The organism is Sphingobium sp. JS3065 (assembly GCF_026427355.1).
In the GTDB taxonomy this organism is placed as follows: Bacteria; Pseudomonadota; Alphaproteobacteria; order Sphingomonadales; family Sphingomonadaceae; genus Sphingobium.
The window spans coordinates 946,983-970,401 of the sequence record NZ_CP102664.1 but is presented as its reverse complement, the minus strand read 5'-3'; the positions used below and the strand labels follow the sequence as shown (position 1 = coordinate 970,401).

At 64.0% G+C, this 23,419-nt stretch carries 23 protein-coding genes; 7 read left to right on the top strand and 16 right to left on the bottom strand.

Going from position 1 to position 23,419, the window contains the following annotated elements:
• The first annotated feature begins 5 nt into the window (after positions 1-5).
• The 3 genes from NUH86_RS04750 (at position 6) to NUH86_RS04740 (ending at position 1,677) form a co-directional block, all read left to right on the top strand.
• The gene (locus NUH86_RS04750; RefSeq protein WP_030090340.1) at positions 6-698 is read left to right on the top strand and encodes a DUF1275 family protein; all 693 of its coding nucleotides are present in this window, start codon (positions 6-8) and stop codon (positions 696-698) included.
• 28 nt (positions 699-726) lie between these two features.
• On the top strand, positions 727-1,032 hold the full coding sequence (locus NUH86_RS04745; RefSeq protein WP_030090339.1) for an alkylphosphonate utilization protein: 306 nt from the start codon (positions 727-729) through the stop codon (positions 1,030-1,032).
• A gap of 96 nt (positions 1,033-1,128) precedes the next feature.
• Complete coding sequence (locus NUH86_RS04740) at positions 1,129-1,677, top strand: cytochrome b (RefSeq protein ID WP_030090338.1); 549 nt, start codon at positions 1,129-1,131, stop codon at positions 1,675-1,677.
• A gap of 96 nt (positions 1,678-1,773) precedes the next feature.
• Here the strand turns inward: NUH86_RS04740 and NUH86_RS04735 are convergent, their stop codons facing one another.
• From NUH86_RS04735 to NUH86_RS04715, 5 genes are read right to left on the bottom strand one after another with little or no spacing between them, the layout of a single operon-like run.
• The gene (locus tag NUH86_RS04735) at positions 1,774-2,400 is read right to left on the bottom strand and encodes a Tll0287-like domain-containing protein (protein ID WP_030090337.1); all 627 of its coding nucleotides are present in this window, start codon (positions 2,398-2,400) and stop codon (positions 1,774-1,776) included.
• An 8-nt stretch (positions 2,401-2,408) separates the two neighbouring features.
• A complete protein-coding gene (locus NUH86_RS04730) occupies positions 2,409-2,732 on the bottom strand; it encodes an ArsR/SmtB family transcription factor (RefSeq protein WP_030090336.1) in 324 nt (107 codons plus the stop codon).
• Positions 2,729-5,935: an efflux RND transporter permease subunit gene (locus tag NUH86_RS04725; protein WP_030090335.1), complete on the bottom strand. Its 3,207-nt coding sequence runs from the start codon at positions 5,933-5,935 to the stop codon at positions 2,729-2,731. The genes NUH86_RS04730 and NUH86_RS04725 overlap by 4 nt, the downstream gene beginning before the upstream one ends.
• A complete protein-coding gene (locus tag NUH86_RS04720) occupies positions 5,932-6,981 on the bottom strand; it encodes an efflux RND transporter periplasmic adaptor subunit (protein WP_030090334.1) in 1,050 nt (349 codons plus the stop codon). The genes NUH86_RS04725 and NUH86_RS04720 overlap by 4 nt, the downstream gene beginning before the upstream one ends.
• Positions 6,982-7,020: 39 nt before the next feature.
• Positions 7,021-7,359 (bottom strand): rhodanese-like domain-containing protein, encoded by a 339-nt coding sequence (locus NUH86_RS04715; protein WP_021246226.1) that lies wholly within the window; start codon positions 7,357-7,359, stop codon positions 7,021-7,023.
• Between the two features lie 83 nt (positions 7,360-7,442).
• On the opposite strand from NUH86_RS04715, the gene NUH86_RS04710 reads away from it, so the two are divergent.
• Genes NUH86_RS04710 through NUH86_RS04695 form a run of 4 tightly spaced genes read left to right on the top strand, consistent with a single transcriptional unit; the run spans position 7,443 to position 10,600 of the window.
• Entirely contained in the window at positions 7,443-8,723 is a 1,281-nt protein-coding gene (locus NUH86_RS04710) for an NAD(P)/FAD-dependent oxidoreductase (protein ID WP_030090333.1), read from the top strand.
• A 40-nt stretch (positions 8,724-8,763) separates the two neighbouring features.
• Positions 8,764-8,967, top strand: a complete 204-nt coding sequence (locus NUH86_RS04705; protein WP_021246224.1) for a DUF2892 domain-containing protein — start codon at positions 8,764-8,766, stop codon at positions 8,965-8,967.
• The gene (locus NUH86_RS04700) at positions 8,964-10,229 is read left to right on the top strand and encodes a TolC family outer membrane protein (RefSeq protein WP_030090332.1); all 1,266 of its coding nucleotides are present in this window, start codon (positions 8,964-8,966) and stop codon (positions 10,227-10,229) included. Before NUH86_RS04705 ends, NUH86_RS04700 begins: the two co-directional genes overlap by 4 nt.
• A 17-nt stretch (positions 10,230-10,246) precedes the next feature.
• Entirely contained in the window at positions 10,247-10,600 is a 354-nt protein-coding gene (locus NUH86_RS04695; protein ID WP_030090331.1) for a carboxymuconolactone decarboxylase family protein, read from the top strand.
• Positions 10,601-10,724: 124 nt separating this feature from the next.
• Here the strand turns inward: NUH86_RS04695 and NUH86_RS04690 are convergent, their stop codons facing one another.
• The 11 genes from NUH86_RS04690 to NUH86_RS04640 all read right to left on the bottom strand — a co-directional run bounded on the left by NUH86_RS04690 (position 10,725) and on the right by NUH86_RS04640 (position 23,390).
• Positions 10,725-11,657, bottom strand: a complete 933-nt coding sequence (locus NUH86_RS04690) for a 1-phosphofructokinase family hexose kinase (RefSeq protein WP_030090330.1) — start codon at positions 11,655-11,657, stop codon at positions 10,725-10,727.
• Between the two features lie 246 nt (positions 11,658-11,903).
• Entirely contained in the window at positions 11,904-12,872 is a 969-nt protein-coding gene (locus NUH86_RS04685; protein WP_030090329.1) for a calcium/sodium antiporter, read from the bottom strand.
• Positions 12,869-13,780, bottom strand: a complete 912-nt coding sequence (locus tag NUH86_RS04680; protein WP_021246219.1) for a universal stress protein — start codon at positions 13,778-13,780, stop codon at positions 12,869-12,871. Before NUH86_RS04680 ends, NUH86_RS04685 begins: the two co-directional genes overlap by 4 nt.
• The gene (locus NUH86_RS04675) at positions 13,777-16,470 is read right to left on the bottom strand and encodes an HAD-IC family P-type ATPase (protein ID WP_162849038.1); all 2,694 of its coding nucleotides are present in this window, start codon (positions 16,468-16,470) and stop codon (positions 13,777-13,779) included. The genes NUH86_RS04680 and NUH86_RS04675 overlap by 4 nt, the downstream gene beginning before the upstream one ends.
• A gap of 132 nt (positions 16,471-16,602) precedes the next feature.
• Entirely contained in the window at positions 16,603-16,917 is a 315-nt protein-coding gene (locus tag NUH86_RS24805; protein WP_373886340.1) for a universal stress protein, read from the bottom strand.
• Positions 16,918-17,474: 557 nt separating this feature from the next.
• A complete protein-coding gene (locus NUH86_RS04665; protein WP_030090325.1) occupies positions 17,475-18,392 on the bottom strand; it encodes a ribose-phosphate diphosphokinase in 918 nt (305 codons plus the stop codon).
• Positions 18,389-19,906 carry a thymidine phosphorylase family protein gene (locus NUH86_RS04660; RefSeq protein WP_416365358.1) on the bottom strand — a complete coding sequence of 506 codons (1,518 nt, stop codon included), beginning with the start codon at positions 19,904-19,906 and terminating at the stop codon, positions 18,389-18,391. Before NUH86_RS04660 ends, NUH86_RS04665 begins: the two co-directional genes overlap by 4 nt.
• A 50-nt stretch (positions 19,907-19,956) precedes the next feature.
• A complete protein-coding gene (locus tag NUH86_RS04655) occupies positions 19,957-20,994 on the bottom strand; it encodes a zinc-dependent alcohol dehydrogenase family protein (protein ID WP_013846844.1) in 1,038 nt (345 codons plus the stop codon).
• A gap of 36 nt (positions 20,995-21,030) precedes the next feature.
• On the bottom strand, positions 21,031-21,864 hold the full coding sequence (locus NUH86_RS04650; RefSeq protein WP_013846845.1) for a universal stress protein: 834 nt from the start codon (positions 21,862-21,864) through the stop codon (positions 21,031-21,033).
• 115 nt (positions 21,865-21,979) lie between these two features.
• Positions 21,980-22,987, bottom strand: a complete 1,008-nt coding sequence (locus tag NUH86_RS04645) for a zinc-dependent alcohol dehydrogenase family protein (protein ID WP_013846846.1) — start codon at positions 22,985-22,987, stop codon at positions 21,980-21,982.
• 31 nt (positions 22,988-23,018) lie between these two features.
• The gene (locus NUH86_RS04640) at positions 23,019-23,390 is read right to left on the bottom strand and encodes a group II truncated hemoglobin (RefSeq protein WP_267252030.1); all 372 of its coding nucleotides are present in this window, start codon (positions 23,388-23,390) and stop codon (positions 23,019-23,021) included.
• Between the last annotated feature and the right edge of the window lie 29 nt (positions 23,391-23,419).

The window sequence follows — 23,419 nt, the reverse complement described above, 5'->3', positions numbered from 1 at the left end:
CGAGCATGAGCGAACCGGATCGGACAGGCAGACGGCCCAGCTCCCTGGATATCGGCAGAGCGCAGCGCGCGCTGGTCCAACTGGCCGCCATGCTGGCGGCCCTTGCCGGCGCGATCAATGCAGCCGGCTTTCTGGCATTCGGGCACGTCTTCCTTGCCTCGCCCGAGGCCAACGCCACTGTTCTGGGCACGAGCCTTCCCGGTGGCTTTGGTATCACGAAATTTGTGGGCGGAATGATCTTCAGCTTCGTGGGGGGTGTGGTCCTCACGACCTTGATTACGCACTGGCTAGGCCGGTACCGGCGCACAATCGCGCTCGTTTGTACCGCAATCGCGTTGGCCGCCGCCTATCTGACATTCCTCTCGCATCTGGCGATCATCCCGGCCGTGCTGATCGCGATGGCCATGGGTAGTGCTCATTGCACTTTTGAGAGGGATGATCCCGACCTGCAGGAGGCTATTTCGCCCTCCACGCAGGTCGTGCGGTTCGGGGAGGCATTGGCCGGCGGACGGCATCACGCGAACTATCGCCAGCTTGGCTTGCATGCATCCTTTTGGCTGGTCTTCCTTATTGGCGGGCTTGCAGGCGCTGTTGCGTGGATCACGCTCGACGCCAGAGCCTTTGCCGTGGCTGCCCTCGTCGCCGCATTGCTGGCAATGCGCGCCTGGCTGATTGAACGCGATCTGTTCGGTGCCTGACGCACATTCCTGACCGATGGAGAACTCCATGAGCGAAGATGAATATGTCTACGATGAAGAATCCGGTGAATGGATGGCTGCATCCGAACTGAAGGAACGGCGCGCCACCGCGGACCGGATCGAAGTCCGCGATGCCGTGGGCAACCTGCTTGCCGACGGCGACCAGGTCACGTTGATCAAGGATCTGGTCGTCAAGGGCGCCGGCCAGACTCTGAGGCGGGGAACGCTGATAAAGTCGATCCGCCTCACGGATGACCCGCAGGAAATCGACTGCCGGTATGAAGGCATCAAAGGTTTGGTGCTTCGTGCGGAATTTGTCCGCAAGCGCAGCTGACCGGTTATTGCGGTTGTTCGGCGCAAAGCTTCTTGAGAAGGATCAAGGCATTTTTCTCATCTCGCTGGCAATATGAAAATTGATGGGAGGTTCGCCATGAGTACAACCGATATCCGTAACCGCTTCTCTTCCCTGTCGATCACTCTGCACTGGCTCATGGTGCTGCTGATCTCGGTCGTTTACGCTACCATTCTCCTGCGGGAGAACTATCCCAAGGGAACCGACATCCGCGAGGGGCTGAAAACCTGGCATTTCATACTCGGACTCACCGTTCTGGCGCTGGCGATCATCCGCCTGCTGGCACGCCTCAGCCAGCGCACCCCCCCGATCACGCCGGAACCGCCGTCATGGCAGACGCTTTTAGCCAATGCGACGCATCTCGCACTCTACGCGTTCATGCTGGCGATGCCCTTGGCGGGCTGGGTGATCCTGAGTGCGTCGGGCAAGCCGATTCCATTCTTCGGTCTGGAACTGCCGGCTCTTGTCGGCCAGAGCAAAGCCCTGGCGGGACAGATGAAGGATTGGCACGAGACAGTCGGGACCATCGGATATTTCCTGATCGGCTTTCACGCCCTTGCCGCTCTCTTCCATCATTACATCGTCAAGGATGATACCTTGCGCCGAATGCTGCCGGGCCGAACCTGATGGCAAAGCACTCTGGCGATCACGGCGCCGCTGAGCGGTAGGCGACAGCTGCCGCAGCGCTGTAAAATCGGGCCAGCGCAAGCGCGCGCAAGATCGTCATGGGTGCAGACCTCGCTGCGCGCCCTCCCCGCCTTTGATCGCACGCGCCAGGGCTGCCTCCTCCCACCGGATCGAAAAGGCGCCCCGAAGCTGGCCGGAAGCAAAACCCGTCGCCTGATCTGCGGGATAATGCGCGCGGATCGCCGCCATCACCTCCGGGGCGACATTCTCGCCATGGCAAGCGAGGCACATGGGCATGGTCGGTATGGCGCGCATATAGCGATATTGCCCGCCCTCATACGCCGACCAGCGCCTGGGCTTGCCGTCGACGCCAAACGGCGCGGCGGCCCAGCTCTCCATGACGCGGCGTTCGGTAGCGTCAGGACTGGCAGCGGGATTACGCGTGCGCAGCGCCGTGCGCCGGACGGTCGCTCCGCTTTCCTCGGAGATCTGCGCGGCGAGCGCGGGCGCTATGCTCGAACAGACGCTGATCGCGCCTTGCGGACCATCCGCCGCCATCGCGGCGGTCAGCGCGCTCAATAATTCCTTCTGGAAGCGGTCGGCCAGGATATCGGAGCGCGCTTGTGCCTCCTGCACCATCACCGCCGGATCCGACGGCGGCTCATTCGAGGCGCAAGCCCCGAGAGAGACCATGGACAGGAGCGGAAGGACGGCGCGTCGCATCGGATTTCTCAGGATTGTCCAGCACCGGGACCGAAGCGATCGCAGAGCATGTCGATCAACTTGCGGACGTCGCTGTCAGCAAGGCTGTAGTAGATCGTCGTCGCCTCGCGCCGGGTCTTGACCAGACCCCCTTCTCGCAATTTCCCCAGATGCTGGGACACGCTGGATTGCGATTGCCCGCACAACTCCACCATCTCCCCGACGGAGAATTCGCCCTGGGTCAGCCGGCACAGGATCAGCAGACGCTGTTCATTGGCCAGCAGCTTCAGCACGCTCGCCGCATGGGCGGCGTGCTCGGCGAGTTGTGCAAGGGGCGTCTCAAGCGGCATCATCTGGTCGCGGGTTTCCCATCATCTCGAAGCACGATGTAAATGGCCGGAATAACCAGCACGGTCAGCAGCGTCGAGGACGCAAGGCCGAACAGCAGCGAGATCGCCAAACCCTGAAAGATCGGATCGGTCAGGATCACGGCCGCGCCAATCATCGCCGCGGCGGCCGTGAGAACGATCGGCTTGAACCGGATCGTGCCGGCTTCCAGCAGCACGTCGCGCAGCGATTTGTCCGGCGTGGCCGAATGGCGGATGAAGTCGACCAGCAGGATCGAGTTGCGCACGATGATACCGGCGAGCGCGATGAACCCTATCATCGAGGTTGCCGTAAACGGTGCACGGAACAGCATGTGGCCAATGACGATCCCGACCAGCGTGAGCGGCACCGGCGTCAGGATCACGAGCGGCAGGCGGAAGCTTTTGAACTGCGCGACGACGATGATGTAGATCGCCAGCAGCGCGACCATGAAGGCGCCGCCCATGTCGCGGAACGTGACCCAGGTGATCTCCCATTCGCCATCCCAGAGCAGGGACGGCACGCTCTCATCCTCGGGCTGACCGTTGAGACGGATTTCCGGCTTCTGGAGGCCCTTGGCCGCCCAGTCATAGGCATCGACCGCGCGGTTCACTTCGATCATGCCGTAGATCGGCGCTTCATAGGCTCCGGCCAGCTCGGCCGTGACCATGTCGGCATATCGACCGTCACGGCGGAAGATCGCAGGACTCCCCGTCTCGGTGCGCGCTTCGACCACCGCGCCAAGGTCGATGAGCTGGCCGCCCGGCGTCTGTGCGACAGGCATACTCGACAAGGCTTGCGTCCAGCTGCGGTCCTTCTGTTCCAGCGCGATTGTAATCGGTAGTGGGCTGCGGCCATCGCCGCGCGGCGCGTAGCCGACAGTCTGGCTCCCCATGAGCATACCGATGCTGTCGGCGACCTGCCGCTGGGAAAGGCCGTAATAATCGAGCCGGTCGCGCTGCACGTCGAGGCGGAGCTTCGGGCGCGCCTCGCCGAAGCTGTTGTCCACGTCGACGATGAAGGGGACGGACTTGAAGATCTTTTCCAGCTCGGACGCTGTCTTCTGGCGCGTGACTTCGTCGGGGCCATAGACCTCGGCCAGCAGGGTCGCGAGGACGGGCGGTCCTGGAGGCGTCTCGACCACCTTGATAGATGCGCCATTGGGCAAGCGCAGCGCCTTCAGCCGCTGGCGCAGGTCGAGCGCAATCTGATGGCTGGACCGGCTGCGATCCCCCTTGGGCAGCAGCGTCACCATCACATCGCCCTGCTCGGGCTGCGAGCGCAGGAAATAATGGCGGACAAGGCCGTTGAAGTTGAACGGCGCCGATGTGCCGACATAGGCCTCCATCGCCGTCGCTTCGGGCAAGCCTCGCACCACGCCGGCAACATCTTCCAGCACGCGGCCCGTGTTTTCGAGCGCGGTGCCTTCGGGCATATCGACCACGACCTGAACCTCCGACTTGTTGTCGAAGGGCAGCAGCTTCACGGTAACGGCCTTGAAATAGAACATCGAGCAGGCGACCAGTGTCGCCACGCCCACCGCGATCAGGAAATTGCGGGCGGACTTCTTCGTATCGATGACGCGATGCGCGACACGGGCATAGAGCTGCCCCAGCTTGCCGCCGCTCTCGTCATGGCCGTGGCCAGAGCCGAGCGTCTTGCGGGCAAAACGGATCATCAGCCACGGCGCAATGACCACGGCGACGAAGAAGGAAAAGATCATCGCCGCCGACGCATTGACCGGGATGGGAGCCATGTAGGGGCCCATCAGGCCGGAAACGAACAGCATCGGCAGCAGCGCCGCAACCACGGTCAATGTCGCGACCACCGTGGGATTGCCGACCTCCGCCACCGCCTCGATCGCGGCCTGGGTACGGTTGCGGTCATCGTCCATCGCCCAATGGCGCGCGATATTCTCGATCATGACGATCGCGTCGTCGACGAGGATGCCGATCGAGAAGATCAGCGCGAACAGGCTGACGCGGTTGATGGTGTAGCCCATGAGGTTCGAGGCGAACATGGTCAGCAGGATCGTCGTCGGAATGACCACGGCGGTCACGCCCGCCTCGCGCCACCCGATCGCGAAGCCGATCAGCACGACGATGGAGACGGTCGCCAGCGCCAGATGGAACAGCAGCTCGTTGGCCTTCTCGTTCGCCGTCTCGCCATAGTTGCGGGTGACGGCGACCGTGACGTCATCGGGGATGAGCTTGCCTTTCAGGCTCTCGACGCGCTCGAGGATCGCATCGGACACCACCACGGCATTGGCGCCGGCGCGCTTGGCGAAGGCGATGCTGACGGCGGGGGCGCTATGCCACTTGCCGTTTTCCTCCTTCGCCCAGCGCCACGCCCGCGCCTGATCCTCGCGCGGCCCCTGCGTTACGCTGGCAACGTCGCGCAGATAGACGGGCGAGCCGGAGGCAGAGCGCACGGTCAGAAGTCCGACCTCCTGCGCCGATGACAGGGTGCGGCCCGCCGTGACGCCGACCGCCTTGCCGTCCTCGCGGATATTACCCAGCGGAAAGGACCGATTGGCCTGGCTCGCGGCCTCGATCACGCTCCCCAGCGGCACGCCATACTGGCGGAGCCTGGCCGGATCGGGCGCAATGCGGATTTCCTCGGGGCGGCCACCGACGAGGAAGCTGATCCCGACATTGTCGACCTTGGCGATCTCGGTGCGCAGCTTCGCGGCGAGTTCGTAGAGGCTGGCATCGTTCCACTGCCCTGCCGCGCCGGGCTTGGGGGCAAGGGTCAGGACGACAGCGGGAACGTCGTTAATGCCGCGCACCGTCACCTTGGGATCGGGGATGCCGACCGGCTTACGATCCCAATTGGCGCGCAGCTTCTCCTCGATGCGGATCGCTGCATCCTCCGGGTTCGACCCGACGAGGAAGCGCGCCGTCACCATTACGCCATCGTCCTGCGCCTGGGTATAGACATGCTCCACCCCGTCGACGCTCTTGACGATGGTTTCGAGCGGAATGCCCACCAGCTCGGTCGCATCGGCGGCGGACAGGCCGGGCGCCATCACCTGAATGTCCACCATCGGCACGCTGATCTGCGGTTCCTCCTCCCTTGGGATGGAAAGAAGAGCCAGCAGACCGACAGCGATCGCCGCCAGCAGAAACAGCGGCGTCAGGGGGGAAGCGATAGTGGCCCTGGTGAGGCGACCGGAAACACCGAGATTCATGGCCGCGGAGCCTTGGCCGGCTTACCGGGGGCGAACAGCACGTCGCCGGCGGCCGCACCGCTCAATATCTCGACCAGGGCGGGATCGGCCGTCGGCGCGATCTGGACCGGCACCATGCTGAGCCGCTTGCCTTCCGCGACGATCTGCACCTGATCCATGCCATAGCGCGTGGTGATGAAGGAGCGCGGCACGACCAGCGCCTTGCGCGTGCCGATCTCGACCGACGCGCTCACGCGGCGGCCGATGAATTGGGTGGAAAGCCCAGGCAAAGTCGCATCGACGCGGACCTGGCCGCCAGTGATCGCGGGATAGACCTGCGCCACACTGCCTTCGCGCTGCCCGGACGGCATATCCGCTTCATTGACGATCACGCGCGCACCGGGATGGACCTGTCCGGCAACCGACTCCGGCAGCATCAACCGCAGCACCGGCGGCCCCGCGGTAACCGTCGCGATCGACATGCCCGGCGCCACCGGTGATCCGGCGGGAATATCGGCGCGAAGCACCCGACCGCTCGCCGGGGCGATCACCGCCCCCTGCCCCGCGACGCTGACGCTTGCGCCCTGCTGCGCCCGAGCGGCAGCAACCTGCGCATCGGCCGCGCGCGCGGCCGCAACGGCCTGATCCAGGCGCGCCTTGGCATAGACGCCTTGGCCATAGAGATCGCGAATGCGGGCGAGATCGGCATTGGTCCGCGCGGCTTCGGCCTGGGCGGCGGCGGTCTGGGCGCCATAGGCGCTTGTCTCATAGCCGAGCCGCGAATCGACGATCATGCCGATCCGCTGGCCCTTTTGCACCGTGTCGCCGGCACGGACGGAAAGCGACGTGAGGATGCCGGGGATGCGGGCGAGCACTTCGGCCTGGTCGCGCGTGGCGATCTCCGCGCCGACTACCTTCATGTCCGGGATTTCGGTTGCGGCGAGCCGCAGAGTTTCCCCGGCGGGTAGCGTCGCCGCCGCCTGCTCCTGCTCCGGCTTGCTCCCGCATGCCGACAGCGCCAGCGCGGCGCCCGCCAACCAGAGCCACTTGCCCCTGCCGCTCATCATGCCGCCGATACCCCTCTTTTTTGGTTCTCTTTCAGGCTCTCAATCACCAACGACCGGGAAGCCGGCGTCTTTCCACGCACCGATCCCGCCAGCGAGGTGGGTGTCGATCGCGCTCTGCGCCGCCGCGCATTGATCGAGTGCCTGGCCCGAGCGCTTTCCGCCCGCGCATTGCAGCACGACAGTCCGGCCCTTGGGATCAGGGATGTTACGAGGTGAAAAGCCCGACAGTGGCATGTTTATTGCGCCCAGTATGTGGCCGGCGGCGAACTCGCCTGTCTCGCGCACGTCGATCAGGAGCGCCTTGCCGCCCTTCAGCATGGCGTCCAGCTCGGCGGGGCCGATCTCACGGTGGGCATCACGTTTCTTGAATCCGAACATGGCAGCTTCCTCAACTTTGTTATTTGCATATAACGTGTAATGATGATATTCGTCAATGCCATTGAGACATGGAAGGATCGCAGATGGGCAAGCCTTTGATCGTGGTGCTGGGCGCGGGTCTGGGAGGCACGATCGCCTCCTATGAGATCAAGGCTGCCGTCAAAGACCGCGCCGACGTGATGACGGTATCCGATAGCGATACCTACAACTTCATCCCGTCCAATCCCTGGGTCGCCGTGCGCTGGCGCGAGCCTGAAGCCATCCAGGTCCACCTCCCTCCCGTGTTCGCCAAAAAGAAGATCGGCTTCACCTCGGTCGGCGCGAAGCGGCTGCATGCCGGCGAAAAGCGACTCGAACTCAATGACGGCTCATCCATCAATTACGATTATCTTGTAATCGCTACCGGCCCGGAACTCGCGTTCGACGAGATCGAGGGGCTGGGTCCGCATGGCGGCCATACCCTCTCCATCTGCCAGACGCCCCACGCCTCAGCCGCCGCCGATGCGTTCGATGCCTTTGCACAAAATCCCGGCCCGATCGTCGTCGGCGCGGTGCAGGGCGCGTCCTGCTACGGCCCGGCCTACGAATTCGCGATGATCCTCGACACCGAACTGCGCAAGCGCAAGATCCGCGACAAGGTGCCGATGATCTATGTGACGCCCGAACCCTATATCGGCCACCTTGGGCTCGACGGCGTCGGCGATACCAAGTCGCTGCTCGAGAGCGAGCTGCGTGATCGCCACATCAAATGGATCACCAACGCCCGCGTCACCAAGGTCGAGCCCGGCGTCATGCACGTCGAGGAAGTCGGCGAGGACGGCGCGGTGAAGAAGACGCACGACCTGCCCTTCGGCTTCTCGATGATGCTCCCTGCGTTCCGGGGCGTCCCCGCGGTCAGCAATATCGAAGGGCTGGCCAATCCGCGCGGCTTCATCATCGTCGACAAGCACCAGCGCAATCCGGCCTTCCCCGAGATATTCGCGCTCGGTGTCTGTGTCGCCATCCCGCCGACCGGCCCGACGCCGGTTCCGGTGGGCGTGCCCAAGACCGGTTTCATGATCGAATCCATGGTCACGGCGATCGCCGCCAATCTCTCGCTGGTTCTCGACGGCCAGGAGCCGACGGCGGAAGCGACGTGGAACGCGGTGTGTCTCGCCGATTTTGGCGACGGAGGCGTCGCCTTCGTCGCCCAGCCGCAGATCCCGCCGCGCAACGTCAACTGGTCGTCCAGCGGCAAATGGGTCCATCTGGCCAAGGTCGGCTTTGAGAAATATTTCCTGCGCAAGGTCCGCAAGGGCGAGAGCGAGCCCTTCTACGAAAAGCTCGCCATGCACGCGATGGGCATCCGCAAGCTGCGTTTCTGATGCCCCGGCTTCTGGTTTCCCAAGCGAAGGAGTGAGACTGATGACTCTCGATCGTGCCGTGATGGCGTTCGCCGGTTGTGTCGTACTGCTCGGCGTCGTCCTGTCGCTGACCGTGCATCCCTGGTGGATCGCGCTCACCGCCTTTGCCGGCCTCAATATGCTTCAGGCAAGCTTCACTGGTTTCTGCCCGGCTGCGATGGTGTTCAAGGCGTTCGGCGTCCGTCCGGGAACCGCCTTCAAATGACGCTCAGGCGGACGATCCCCCTCCCCCTGCTCGCCGGCCTGCTGGCGAGTGTCGCCATGCCCGCGCAGGCAACGACGCTTGAAGAAGCCATTGCGGCCGCCGTGAACCACGCGCCGGAAATCGAGGCGGCGGGGGCCGATGCCGATGCGGCCGACGCCCGGATCAGGGAAGCACGCGGCCAGGGTCTGCCAACCGCGACGCTGAGCGGGACGATCGGCTATGGACGACTCGATCCGCAGGGTTTCTTCGGGCTTCCGGCGGCCAACGTCACGCCGCGCGCGGCGCAGCTCACTATCGAACAGCCCCTCTTTATGGGCGGCAGGGTCAGCGCCGGGATCGCACAGGCGAAAGCGGGCAGCGAAGCAGCACGCGCCGGTGAAACGATGACCCGCAGCCAGATCGTTGTCGCGACGGTCCAAGCCTATGGCGACGTGCTGACCACGCACCGAATGATAGCGCTCTATGAACAGATGGTCGGCCAGATGGAGGAGATCCAGCGCCAGGCCCGGCTCCGCTTCAAGGCAGGCGAAAGCCCCAGCACCGATGTTGCGCAGGCGGCGGCGCGCCTTGCCGAAGCACAGGCAGCCCTTGAAGGCGCGCGCGGCTTTGCCATCTCGGCCGATGCGCGATTCACCAACCTCACTGGCCTTGCCCCGCAGGATCTCCAGCCCATTCCGGCAAGTCCGGTCCTGCCTGCCTCGCTCGATGAAGCGCTCGACAGCGCCCGCGGGAACAACCCGGCGCTGGCGCAAGCCGAAGCGGCATTGGATGCCGCCCAGGCCGGCGCGCGGGGCGCGCGGGCCGAACGCCTGCCCACGATCGGCGCCTTCGCCGAAGGTTCGACGGTGCGTGACCAGTTCTTTCCCGATTATCGCTCCGATGCCGCCACGGTCGGCGTGCGGGCGCGCTGGCAGATATTCGCGGGCGGGCGAGTCTCAGCCAAGATTACCGAATCCGATAGTGCGGTCAGGGCCGCCGATGCGCGTATGCGCGCCGCACGCGCCGCCGTCGATGAACAGACGATCAGCGCCTTTTCCGGGGTGCGCTCGGCCGCCCTGGTCGAAGCGGCTGCTTCCCAGCAAGCCCTTGCCGCCGGACAGGCGCGCGACAGCGTGCGCCACGAGGTTCGCGTGGGGATGAAGCCCCAGCTCGATCTGCTCGATGCCGAACGCGAGGCAACCGCCGCAGCGGTCAGCGAAGCTCGCGCGCGAAGCGATCGCATCGTCGCGGCTTACCGACTGCTTGCCCTTCTCGGACGCTGAACTTTACAGGAGACGATATGCACAAGGACTGGCCGAAAATGGCGACCGAGCTGAATGGCGCCATCAAGGAAGTGCGGCTCGGCACGCCCGACGTGATGCAGGCCTTTTCCGCCATGGCGACTGCGGCCACCAAGGCCGGGGCGCTCGATGCCAAGACCAAGGAACTGATCGCTCTTGCCATCTCGGTCGCCATCCGCTGCGACGGCTGCGTTGCCTTCCATTCGAAGGCCGCCGTCAAGCATGGCGCCACGCGCGATGAAGTGATGGAGACGATGGGCATGGCGCTCTACATGGGCGCTGGCCCCAGCCTCATGTATGCCGCGCAGGCGGTCGAGGCCTTCGATCAGTTCTCCGATCAAGCGAAACAATAATACGCCGTGAAATCGAAACAGCCGAACACTTGACCGGCAGTGCGCCGAACCGGTCGCGAATTTCGCGACCGGGAACCACGATCATGAACTGGTCGGTGGAGTACGCTCAAGTTCAACGCAAGGTTCAGGAGGCTGCACGGACCTGCGAATAGAGCCGCCGGATGTCTTCGGGTCGCGCAAGATCGTGCCCCGGATTCATCACGGCCGCCGCGCCTGCCGCGATGCCGAAGCGGAACGCTTCTTCGATCTCCCAGCCTGAGGAGATAGCAAAGACCATCGCCGAAAGGAAACTGTCGCCCGCGCCGACCGCGCTTCTGACCTCGATGTCCACTGCGGGAAGCAGGAGTTGGCGCTCGGCCGAGGCAAGGAGAGCGCCCTCGTGCCCCATCGTCACCGCCACATATTGCGCATGACCGCCCCCGACGATCTGCATGGCCGCCCGTCCCACCGACTCCGTGTCGGGAAGATCCCGACCGGTGAACTGGCGCAACTCGCCAATGCTGGGCTTGACGAGGAAGACGCCGCCTTGCTCAAGGCCTCCGCGCAGGCCAGCGCCTGAACTGTCGAGCACGACCGGTATATTGCGTTCCGTCATCATCGCGACGACCTGGCCATAGAAATCATCCGGAATGCCGGGTGAGAGCGAACCGCTCGCGACCAGATAGTCACATTGTGCCGTCTGGAGCTGATTGAGGCACTGCCGCCATTCTGCAGGTTCGACCATCGGTCCGGACGGAACGAGGCGATATTCCTTCCCGCTTTCGCGCTCGAGCACTGCGGTGGCCACCCTGGTATGCCCCTTGATCGGGATACGGTTGCGCACCAGCTGGTGCAGGTCGAGCAGACCATCGAGCGCGTGGCCGGTTGCACCGCCCGAAAGATAGTAGCTCCGCGCGTTCCCGCCGAGCCGGACATAGACACGGGCCACGTTGATTCCCCCGCCACCCGGCGAATAGAATTCTGTCTTCGTCCGCATTTTACGGGTGTGGTAGACATGATCGACTTCATAGGCGACGTCGATCGTCGGGTTCAGGGTGAGGGTCGCGATGTTCATCATGGCCGCCATTGAGGGACCCGGATGGGCTCGGGTCTATCCGGGATTTCCCTAATCGTTACGCTATCGCGGGTCCACGAATGCGAAGGCTCCGATCGAAAGGGTGCGAAGTTCTACCGGGATCGAAAGACCCGCGTTAGCAACCTGACAGCAGCAGCCACCGCCTGCGACCCAAAATCACTGGATAATAGACGAAAGGCGGGAAAATCGCGGCGTTGTCAAAAGATGCCCTCGCGCTTTCCTTATCGGTTAAATCCGATCATTGATCAAATAGGCAAGATATAGCAAGTAGGCACTCACAAACATTCCACCCTCGAACCGCGAAATTTGGCGTCCGCTGATGAATACGGGAATGCAGGCCAGCGCGACCCCCAACATGACCGGGATGTCGACCCGGATCAGTTGCGCGCTGACCTCGATCCCGTTCGACGGAAACAGGCAGGCCGCGCCGAGAATCACCAGAATATTGTAAACGCTGCTGCCGATCAGATTGCCGATCGCGATGTCGCGCTCGCCACGAATCGTCGAAATGATCGTCGTAACGAGTTCAGGAGCGGAAGTACCGATCGCAACGATCGTCAGTCCGATAAAGGCGTCCGATACGTTCCACAACCGGGCAAGCGCGACCGCACCATCCACCAGCCAGTTGGCGCCCACGACGATCACGACGAGGCCGATGGCCAGCATCGCCATTGCGGAGAAACCGTGGCGGCGGGAAAAGCGCGGCGCCGCGAATTCCCGCGCGAACTCCAGCTTCACCGTGATGCTTTCCCGCCGGGCGACGCGAATGACGGTCAGCGTGAAGGCCATTCCCATCGTGATCAAAAACAGCCCCTCAAGGCGCGAGAGCACACCGTCCCAGGCAAAGACGAGTAGCGCGGCCGACGCGATGACGATGACAGGCAGTTCCAGACGCAGCGTCTGCATCCGAATGGCAAGTGGTTGCAGCATCGCGCTGAGGCCGAGGATAAGGAGGATGTTGACGGTGTTGGTGCCGGCGATGTTGCCAACCGCGAGCGAGCCGTTTCCCTGGAGCGCCGCCTCGATCCCGACGGCGAGTTCGGGCGTGCTCGTTCCCAGCGCCACGATCGTGAGGCCGATGAGCAGCGGCGAAACGCCCAGCCGCGCGGCCAGCGCCGAGCCTCCCCTCACCAGCCACTCCGCACCAGCGATCAGGGCGGCGAGCCCCATGAGGCTGGAAACGATCGCCAGCGTCATCCGGCCGGGTTCACCTTGCGCCTGGCGGGATCGGGTACGAGGAGGACATCGCCCGGGACCGCATCAAGGATCTTGCGCGCCGTACTGCCGATCATAGCCTCATAGACGAGGCCACCGCCATGGGTTCCAACGACCGTCAGGTGACGTGCGGCATTTTCCGCACGGTCGCGAAGCAGCGCTTCGGGAACCCCGTGCTCGATCATGCGCGTGACGTTCCGGGCCGCCACATCAGACAGTCCCGCTTCGGCAAGGAACTTGTCGGCCGCAGCCTCGCCATAACCCTCGAATTGCCGTTCGATTTCCGATCGGCCGAGATAGCCCGCGAAGGGCACATCGTAGGCGTGGAAAAGGGAGATAGCCGCATCGGGAAAAAAGCGGACGGCGGTCTCCAGAGCGATCCGGGCGGGCGCGGAGAAATCTGTCGCGACCACCATGGCGCGGTAAGGCTCGAAAGCGCGGTCGCGTACGATCAGGATCGGAACGGGCGCCTTGCGGATCAGCCGGTCCACGGTATCGCCGAGCAGCATCCGGGCCAGCGGCCCATCGCGAGCCACGCCGGTGACGATCAGGCCCGCCTCGCCCTTTCCGGCGATATCGAGGACGACCGGTGCCGGCGAGCCGGTTTCGACGTGGACCGAAATGTCGATTGGCGGCGCCTCGCGAACAAGGTCGTGGTAGATGCGATGGCGCGCCGCCCGCACCGGGTCTTCGAGAGGCCGACGCCAGGACGGCAGATCGCCGAGTCGGACGGACAGCATCCCGTCTTCCGGCGGGTTCAGCGCGTGGATGACCATAAGCTCCGCCCGCCATGCCTGGGCTACCAGCAGGGCGCGATCGAAGGCGCGGTCGCAACGATGGCTGAGGTCGGTCGCGAGCGCGATGCATTTAGGGAAACCGTCACGCGTCATGGCATGTCCTCCTGATTATTAAGTTCGCTAAACCAGCCCAGTCGCCGCATCACATGCTTCTCCACCTCCAGCGACAGCATGAGAAGCATGCCGCACGCCACCAGCAACACCCAGTCCGCGAAGCCCAGCGGCTGCGAGTGGAAAATCGCGTTCATGAACGGCGCATAGGTGAAGAGCGCCTGGCCGATGACGAGAACGCCGATCGCGATCAACACGGCGGGAGTACCGATCGCGCCGCGCCATGTCAGGGACGTCATGTGGAGATAGCGGACGTTGAAGAGGTAGAAGATCTCCGCGATGATGAACATGTTGACGACCATGGTGCGCGCCATCTCCAGGCTCCGGCCTTGCGCCAGAACATGGAAAAAGATTCCGAGAGTGACGGCCGCGAACAGCACAGAGACGAGAAGGACACGCCAAAGCAGGAACGGCGAAAGCAACGGCGCGCCGCGCTCCCGTGGCCGGCGCAACATCGCACCGGGTTCCGTGGGCTCGAACGCCAGCACGAGGCCGAGCGTGGCGGCGAGGACGAGGTTCACCCAGAGGATCTGCGTCGCCGTCATCGGCAGCGCGAAGCCCAGCAGGATCGCCAATACGACCGCCAGTGTTTCACCGCCGTTCGTAGGGATTTCCCAGGAAATGACCTTGCGAATGTTGTCGTAGACCGTTCGGCCTTCGCGAACGGCGCTGACGATCGAGGCAAAATTATCGTCGAGCAGCACCATGGAAGCCGCTTCTTTCGACGCTTCGGTGCCCTTGATGCCCATGGCGACCCCGACGTCGGCCTGCTTGAGGGACGGCGCGTCGTTCACGCCGTCCCCCGTCATCGCGACGATCTTTCCCTGAGCCTGCAGCGCACGGACGATCCGCAATTTATGTTCCGGGCTGGTCCGGGCAAAGACCGAGACATCCGCGACCGCTTGCTCCAGTTCGGTGTCCGGAAGCTTTTCCAGTTCCAGCCCGGTCAGCACGCGCGGGTCGTCGGCAAGGTCGAGTTGCCGGGCGATCGCCAGCGCCGTCGCCGCATGATCGCCAGTGATCATCTTGACGCCGATTCCGGCGGACCGGCATTCGGCGATGGCGTCCTTGACCTCCGCACGAGGCGGATCGATGAAGCCGACAAGGCCCAGGAGGCACACGCCAGTCGAGAGATCTTCGAACGAGATCCGTTCGCTGCCGGCAGGCATTTCCTTCGCGCCGAAGGCGAGAACGCGCTCGCCATCGCTTCCGGCGGTAGCGATGGAACTCTCCCAATAGGAACAATTGTCGGGCGCGGTCATCGCCAAGAGCGCTTCGGGCGCGCCCTTCACGAACAGCAAGCGCGTGCCGTTGGAACCCCGGCAGAGCGTCGCCATGAACCGATGCGCGGCGTCGAAGGGAATCTCGTCGAGCCGCTCCCATTCCGCCCGCTCCTGCTCCGGATCGATGGCCGCCTTCATTGCCAGGGCGAAGAGGGCCCCCTCCATCGGATCGCCCTCGACACGCCATTCCGCACCGACCTTGCGCAGCGCGGCATCGTTGCACAGCAGCCCGCAGCGGATCAGTGGCATCGCATCGGCCATAGCCTCTGCCTGGTCCCCGGACCCGACGATCCGGATTTGACCATCGGGAACATAGCCGGATCCGCTCGCGATCATCGTATGCCGCTCGGTGATGACGCGGCGGGCCGTCATTTCGTTGCGTGTGAGCGTGCCGGTCTTGTCGGTGCATATCACCGAGGTCGCGCCGAGCGTTTCGACGGCCGGGAGCTTTCGGATGACGGCGTTGCGCCCCGCCATCCGCCGCACGCCGATCGCGAGAGTAATCGTGATGACCGCCGGCAGCCCTTCCGGCACGATCCCCACGGCGAGCGCGACCACGGCGATCAGCGCGTCGATCCAATCGTAATTCCGCGCCAGAACGGCAAAGGCGAACAGCGCAAGCCCCCCCGCGAGTACGAACCAGGTGAAGCGCCGGGCAAAACCGTCGATCTGCTTCAGCAGCGGGGTTGCCAGTTGTTCGACCGACTGGATAAGCGAACTGATCCGTCCGATCTGCGTGCGAGATCCGGTGGCAACAGCGAGCCCGCTTGCGTGCCCAGCCGCAACCATCGTGCCCGAAAAGGCCATATTACGCCGATCCGCCAAATCGGTCTGCTCGGGCAGCACCGCTTCCTGCTTTTCGGCAGCCACCGATTCGCCCGTCAGCAGCGCCTCGTCGATAAGCATTCGCCGCGCATGGAGAAGCCTGAGATCGGCGGGAACGCGATCACCGGCCTCGATCATCACGAGATCGCCGGGCACGATCTCGCGGACGGGAATCGTTTGCCTCACGCCGTCACGCACCACGCTGGCCTTGGGCGCGATCATCTGCTGGATGGCCTCAAGCGCCTGTTCAGCCTTTCCTTCCTGGATATGCCCGATCACCGCATTCACGATCACGACGGCGACGATGACCACCGCGTCGATCATGTGATCGAGCAGCGCTGCGGCCAATGCCCCGGCAAGAAGCACATAGATCAACGTGTTATGGAATTGCGCGAGGAACCTAAGGAACACATTGCGACGCGCCGACCGGGGTAGCGCGTTCGGCCCAAAGCGGGCCGATTGCCGATCCACCTCCGGAGAAGAGAGACCCGCACAACCGACGTCGAGTGCCGTGGCAACTTCGCTGGTTGACAGCATATGCCAGCGCACTTCGGAAGTTTCCATGGGTCCTGACATCAAATCTCTTTCGTATTACATCAAACCATCTCGTGTTGAGCATGCGGAGCGAAGACCGTGCGGACCGGTTTCATTCCCGGCCCGCGGTTCCGCGCTTGCGTGCCGCCGATTGAATGGGCTTCAATGCGCAAACAGCAGCGGCAGCGGCGCGCCAGTGAGCAGGTCGCGCGTGACGCCGCCCAGGATCATCTCGCGCAGGCGAGAGTGGCCATAAGCGCCAAGCGCGAGCATCCCGGCGCCACGCCGGTGAGCCGCTTCGACCAGCGCCTCCGCATCCGACACGTCACCGCCCTGGATGGGAACTACGGTCGACGTAAAGCCATGCCGGGCGAGATGGTGGGCGACATCGGCTCCCGGTTCGGAACCGTGGCCCTGGACCGTCGGCTTCGCATCGAGGATGAGTATATCGATCCTTGCCCCAGGCGCCGCGAACATGGTCGCGTCGCGCAGCGCGTGCGTCGCCTCGCGGGTCGCATTCCAGCCGATCGCCAAGTGATCGATGGCGGCCGGTTTATAGCCGGTGGGCAGGATCAGAACGGGACGCCCAGATGCGAACAGGCAACGCTCAAGCGTATCACGTCGAATTGGCGGATGGTCGTAATTGTCCGAAGGACCGAACAGGACGAGGTCGGCATAACGGGCATAGACCGCGGTCTTGGCGAAGATCACCGCCGGCTGGTCCGAAATCGTCCTCACCTCTACGTTCGTGGAGCGGGCGAGCATCGCGATCCGCTGCTGCTTCGCCTCCACCGCTTCAGTATAATCGGGAAGAAGTACATAAGGCAGTGCAACCGTCAGGGCATAGTCGCTCGCGGGGAGAGCCGACAGCACGACGATGGCAAGGCTGGCGTCGTGGAACTCGGCAAAGGCAAGCGCATCGCGCAAAAACCGCTCGTCCTTGTCTCCGGTATCGACGACGGCGAGAATGTCCTTGATAGCCATATGTCCCTCCAGCTTTGAGCTATTCCTGCTACCCAGCGCCGTGATGGGATTCATTCGGGTGTTATACGTAGCCGACCGGCGCCCCCTTCCATCTGCCGGGCCAGCGCATCGCCAAGCAGTGCGCCAAGAGTGATCGCGTTACTGGCATGCGAGATACTTTCGGTCGTAACCATGCGGCAGCCGACTTCCCTGAGCAAAGCCTCGGCACCAGCCGCGAAGAGGCCGTGAACAGCCAGGCAGATCGGCGGAGGGAAGCCCTGGTCGATGATCTCGCGCGCGGCGTTGGCAAGGGTGTGTCCCGACGAAATCACGTCATCGACGAGGATCGGCGTGCGGCCTTTCCATGCCCCCAGGTCCGAGGCCGCGATAAGGACGTCCCGATCACCGCGCCGCGATTTCGCGAAGACCGCATGGGGCGCTCCGATAAGCCTGGCGATTGCGCCCGCCCACTGCTCGCTCTCGCTGTCGGGTCCTATGATGAGCGGTGCATCGACATTGGCCCGGACCCAGTCCGCCAGAAGCGGAGATGCCGCGAGCGAAGCCGTCTCCATCGAATAGATCTCCCCCAGATCCGCGTAGCGGTGGAGATGCGGATCGACGGTCACGAGCCCATCGAACTCGGATGAAAGGAGCTGGGCGAACTGGCGGGACGTCAGCGCTTCGCCATCCTTGAACCGCCGATCCTGTCGCATATAGGCAAGATAAGGCGCCACGAGATGGACCGACCGCGCCCCGCTCTCGCGCAGCAGCCTTGCAGCAAAGAGCAGCCGCATGATCTGGTCGTCGGGCCGCGCGAGCGTGCATATGACGGCCACGGCTGATCCCGACACCCCGGAGCGGAGCCGGACATAGCTCTCCTGATCGGGAAACCGGCGAACCTCGAGCGTGCCTGTCGCCCACCCGGTATGTTCCGCGATGGATGCGGCCAGCCGTTCGTTCCCGGGCATGGAAAACAGCATCGCCGTCATGGCACGATCGCAAGCATGTCGGCATTGGCGGCGGCGTAGGTCAGCGCATAAGCCATTTCACCCTGCGACTGGGCGTGGAGGGTCAGCAAAGGCTGGCCAGCGATAACGTCGTCGCCCAGGCGAACATGAAGAAGCATGCCCGCGGCCGGCGAGTCGGGCGCGCCCGCCAGCTTCGCAAGGCGCGCTATCCGGCGATTGTCGATATGGGTGACGCGGCCGCTATGCGCCGCCAGGATCGGATGGGTGAGCCTGGCCGTGGGCGGGGTGCGCATGCCGCCCTGGGCCTGGCATATCCTTTGGAACCTGTCCCAGGCGCTGCCGTCGGCCAATGTGCGTTCGGCGCGCGCGCGTCCCTGGCCTTCTTCCGCGACCTTCCCGAGTTCGAGCACCCCGCCGGCGAGCGTGCAGGCGCGGTCCCGAAGGCCCGGCGGAGCATCGGCATCGCCTGTCAGCACCGCCAGCACGTCGCGCGCCTCCAGGGCGGGCCCGATCGCCCGGCCGACGGGCTGGGTGCCATCGGTCTGGACACAGCGGATAACAAGGCCAAAACGGGCGGCGACGGCGCCAAGCGTGGCTTCCAGCCGTTCGGCCGCCGCGACGCTGCGCACCTTGGCGGTCGGCCCGATCGGAATGTCGAGCACCACATGGGTCGCGCCCGCCGCTATCTTCTTCGACAGAACGGAGGCGATGAGCTGCCCCTCCGTATCGATGTCGAGCGCGCGTTCCACGCCGATGAAGATGTCATCGGCGGGACTGAGGCAGACCGCGCCGCCCCAGGCGAGGCAGCCGCCCTCGACCGCCACCACGCGCTGCATGGCGCCAAGGTCGAGATCGACCCGGGTGAGCGTCTCCATGGTATCGGCCGTTCCCGCCGGGGACGTGATCGCCCGCGACGACGTCTTGGGCATGGTCAGACCGCAGGCGGCAGCGATGGCGACGACGATCGGGCTCGTGCGGTTGCCCGGCAGACCGCCAACGCAATGCTTGTCGACGACGATCTCGCTCGGCCAGCGCAAACGGTCGCCGGCCTCGACCATCGCCCTGGTGAGATGGTAGGTCTCGTCCTCGTCGAAGGGAAGCGTGGCGGTAGCCGTGAGGAAGGCGGCGAGGTGCACATCGGCATAGCGGCCCGCCACCACGTCACCGACGATGCTGGTCAGCGCGGCCCCGTTCAGCCTGTGTCCGTAGATGCGCTGGCGGACGCAGGCGATCGATTCGAGGGGCGGCGCATGACCGACCTGGACAACGGTTCCCTCCTCCACGCCAAGCGCGACCCAGGCCGCTTCGGACAGACCGATCTCGTCGCCGGCCAGGAAGTCGCCCTCCACCTGATAGAGCGTGGCCGCGATCGGCTGGCTGCCGTTGCGGATATAGACCTGGGTGTGCGCGGCAAGGCCCTCGGCATGGCACACCGGGCTGTCGGTCCGCATGATCGCGACCAGCTCATGATGCGTGTGAAGGCGCAGCCGGCGCGCGCGCGCGAACGATGGTTCCGCCGGTTCGGAACTCCCTATATTCGGATGGAATTGCTGCGCATCGCCCGGAATATCGCTGGAAACCCCGATCACGTGTCGATCACCACCTTCAAGGCATGAGTATCGGCTGCGCGCGCGAACGTCTCATACGCCTCCAATATGTCCGACAACACGAAACGATGGGTGACGAGCTGTTCGGGCCGCAGGCGCTTGGCCTCGACCGTCTTCAGGAGCATCGGCGTGCTGACGGTGTCGACGAGCCGGGTGGTGATGGTGATGTTGCGCGACCAGAGTTCCTCCAGATGGAGGTCGACCTTGGCGCCGTGGACACCGACATTGGCAATTACCCCGCCGGGCGCGACCAGTTCTTCGCATAACGCGAATGTCGCAGGGATCCCGACTGCTTCGATAGCCGTATCGACCCCCTTGCCGTCGGTGAGCTCTCGAACCAGGCTCACGACCGGATCACGTCCGCTGTTGAACGTGTCCGTCGCGCCGAACTTGCGCGCGACGGCGAGGCGATTGTCGTCGAGATCGATCATGATGATCCGGGCCGGTGCATAAAATTGCGCAGTCAGCAGGGTCGCCAGGCCGATCGGTCCAGCGCCGACGATCGCGACGCTGCTGCCCGGTGCAACCTTCCCGTTCAGGACGCCGCACTCATAGCCCGTCGGAAGAATGTCGCTCAGCATGACGAGGGCATCCTCATCGGCCCCCGGCGGGATCGCGTGAAGGCTGTTGTCGGCATGGGGGATGCGCACGAATTCGGCTTGCGTGCCATCGATCCTGTTGCCCAATATCCAGCCGCCCTCGACGCAATGCGAATACATGCCGCGCCGGCAATATTCACACCGGGCACAAGAGGTGATGCAGGAGATCAGGACATGATCTCCGGGCTTGAAGGCTCCAACCGCGGTTCCGACCTCCTCCACGATCCCGACACCCTCATGTCCGAGGATCCTGCCCGGCTCGCACGTCGGCACATCCCCCTTCAGGATGTGCAGGTCGGTGCCGCAAATGGTGGTCTTCGTGATCCGCACGATCGCATCGCCGGGTGCCTGCAAGGCCGGCCTCGGGCGATCCTCGAGACTCTTCTCGCCGGGGCCATGATAAACGAGAGCTTTCATGATCTCCTCCGTTCAACCGTTAGACGGGTTCGCCAGTCAGTGTACGAAAACGATCGGCAGGCGCTGATGATCGATCAGTTCCCGCGTCACGCCGCCAAGCACGAACTCGAGTGCGCGCGAACGCCCATAGCCACCGATCACGAGCACATCGGCTTTCTGCTCCACTGCGTAATTCTGAAGGACAGCCGACGTATCCTTACCGGATGAGCTGATCGGACAAACGCCGCCGCTATGGCCATGTCGCGCGAAAAGGCGGGCGATCTGGACACCGCCCCGGTGCTCCCCGGATTCGACACCCGGATCATCGACAATCGCAACGTCGATACGGGCATCGGGTTCGGCCAGATTGAGAAGCGCCCTCGCGGCGCGGAACGATTCAAGTGATGCGTTCCAGCCCAATACGGCGTGATCGATGGGACCAGGATTCCAGGAGGCCGGCAAAATGACCGTCGGCACGCCCGTAAACAGAAGCGCCTCGGAGATACGGCGCCTCAAGCCATCCCTTTGCCAGCGCCCGACACCCGGAATCAGCGCGATATCCGCGTACTGGCCTTCAGCCTTCACGAGACCGGGTATCAGCCCGCTGGCCTCGAACACCGAGTGAACCTCTACTTCGATCGCGGTATTCCTGGTTCGTTCGCGAACGGCCGCCAGATGTTCGTCGCGCTGGTCCTCGGATACCGTGATGGCCTGCGCGAAAGCCATCGCATCAGCCGCCGCGGCGAATGCGAGATTTTCGGTCACGACGACGATCGTAAGCGCCGCTTCATGCATACCGGCATAGGCAAGCGCCTGATCAACGGCGGTCAGGGAATGCTCTGCACCGTCCACGACGACGAGCACATGTTTGATCTGTGAAATGCTGCTCATGATCGCATCATGGCCCCGGCCATTGATGACCGCACTCCGTAACTTTACAGAGGCACCGCGTGACGCGCACTCGCCCCTGGGGCCGTGAAGAGGGCGCTTCGCGGCGAGTGCATACTCAAGCCTTCGCGTAGTTCGATGGCACCAGGACGGCCGCTCCAACAACGGCGCCACTGCGCAACCGCTCAAGCGCGACATTGGCTTGAGCCAGCGGAAAGACCGTCGTCACGGATTTGACGTTGGCTTTCTGCGCGATCTCGAAAAAGCTTGTGCCGTCTTCGCGGGTCAGATTAGCCACCGATGCAATGGTTCGCTCACCCCAGAGGTCAGCATAGGGGAACGACGGAATGTCGCTCATGTGGATCCCTGCGCAGATCACCCTGCCTCCCTTGTGGACTGCACGCAGCGCGCGCGGAACAAGATCACCGACGGGGGCAAAGAGGATCGCCGCATCGAGTTCCACGGGCGGGTCATCCTCCGATGATCCGGCCCAGGCGCAGCCGAGTGATCGCGCAAAAGCCTGTCCCTCGTCGTCTCCCGCCCTGGTAAAGGCATAAACCGCCCGGCCCTGCCACAGCGCAATCTGGGCGATGATATGCGCGGCGGCGCCAAATCCGTAGAGACCGATCCGCGTTCCCTCCCCCGCAGCGCGCAGGGACCGCCAGCCGATCAGCCCGGCGCACAGCAAGGGCGCGGCTTCTTCATTGGAAAAGGCGTCGGGTATCCTGAAGCAGAAGCGAGCGTCCGCAACCGTATGGGTCGCATAACCGCCATCCCGGGTGCATCCCGTGAATGCGGGACTATCGCACAGATTTTCATGACCTGTTCGGCAATAGTCGCAATGGCCGCAGCTATGTCCGAGCCAGGGAACGCCGACGCGATCACCGATCGCGACATCGGCGACCCCTTCCCCCGCCGCAACAACGATGCCGACAATTTCGTGCCCGGGAACGATGGGGAGGCGGGATTCGATCTCCCCATCGACGATATGCAGATCGGTTCGGCAGACGCCGCAAGCAGCGACCTCGATGAGAAGCTCGCCTCGACCAGGCGTTGGAACCTGTCGCGCAACGAGCCGCAGCGGCGTGCCGACCGCTTCGAGCTGCATCGCGAACATCTCGGTCATAGTGATTTCTTCGCCTGTTCGCGCCGCGGGGTCACGCTGCCGACGCGGCACGCGCCGCCATGCCCTGCGCCATGTTCGACAAGGCTTCGGCCATCTTGACGCCCAGGGCAGGATCTACCGTCGAATCAGCGATGGCGCGGCGCATCGCGTCACACCACTGATCCGCTGTCTCACCAGTGATCGGCAGGCGCGCATGGGCCGACATCATGCAAACGCCAGGGTGATCATCAAACCAATCTCGCGGTCCGCCCAGCCATGCGTTGAGAAAACCGGCAAGCGAAACGCGCATCGGCCCCAACTCCGGGGCGTGTAGCGCACGCAACTCCCGATAGGCGTCCTCCTGATCCATCAGATCATAGAAGCGGTCTACGATATTCCGGACGACGACGGCCCCTCCAACCAGATCATAGGGCGCCTGCTGTTTCTGTTCCG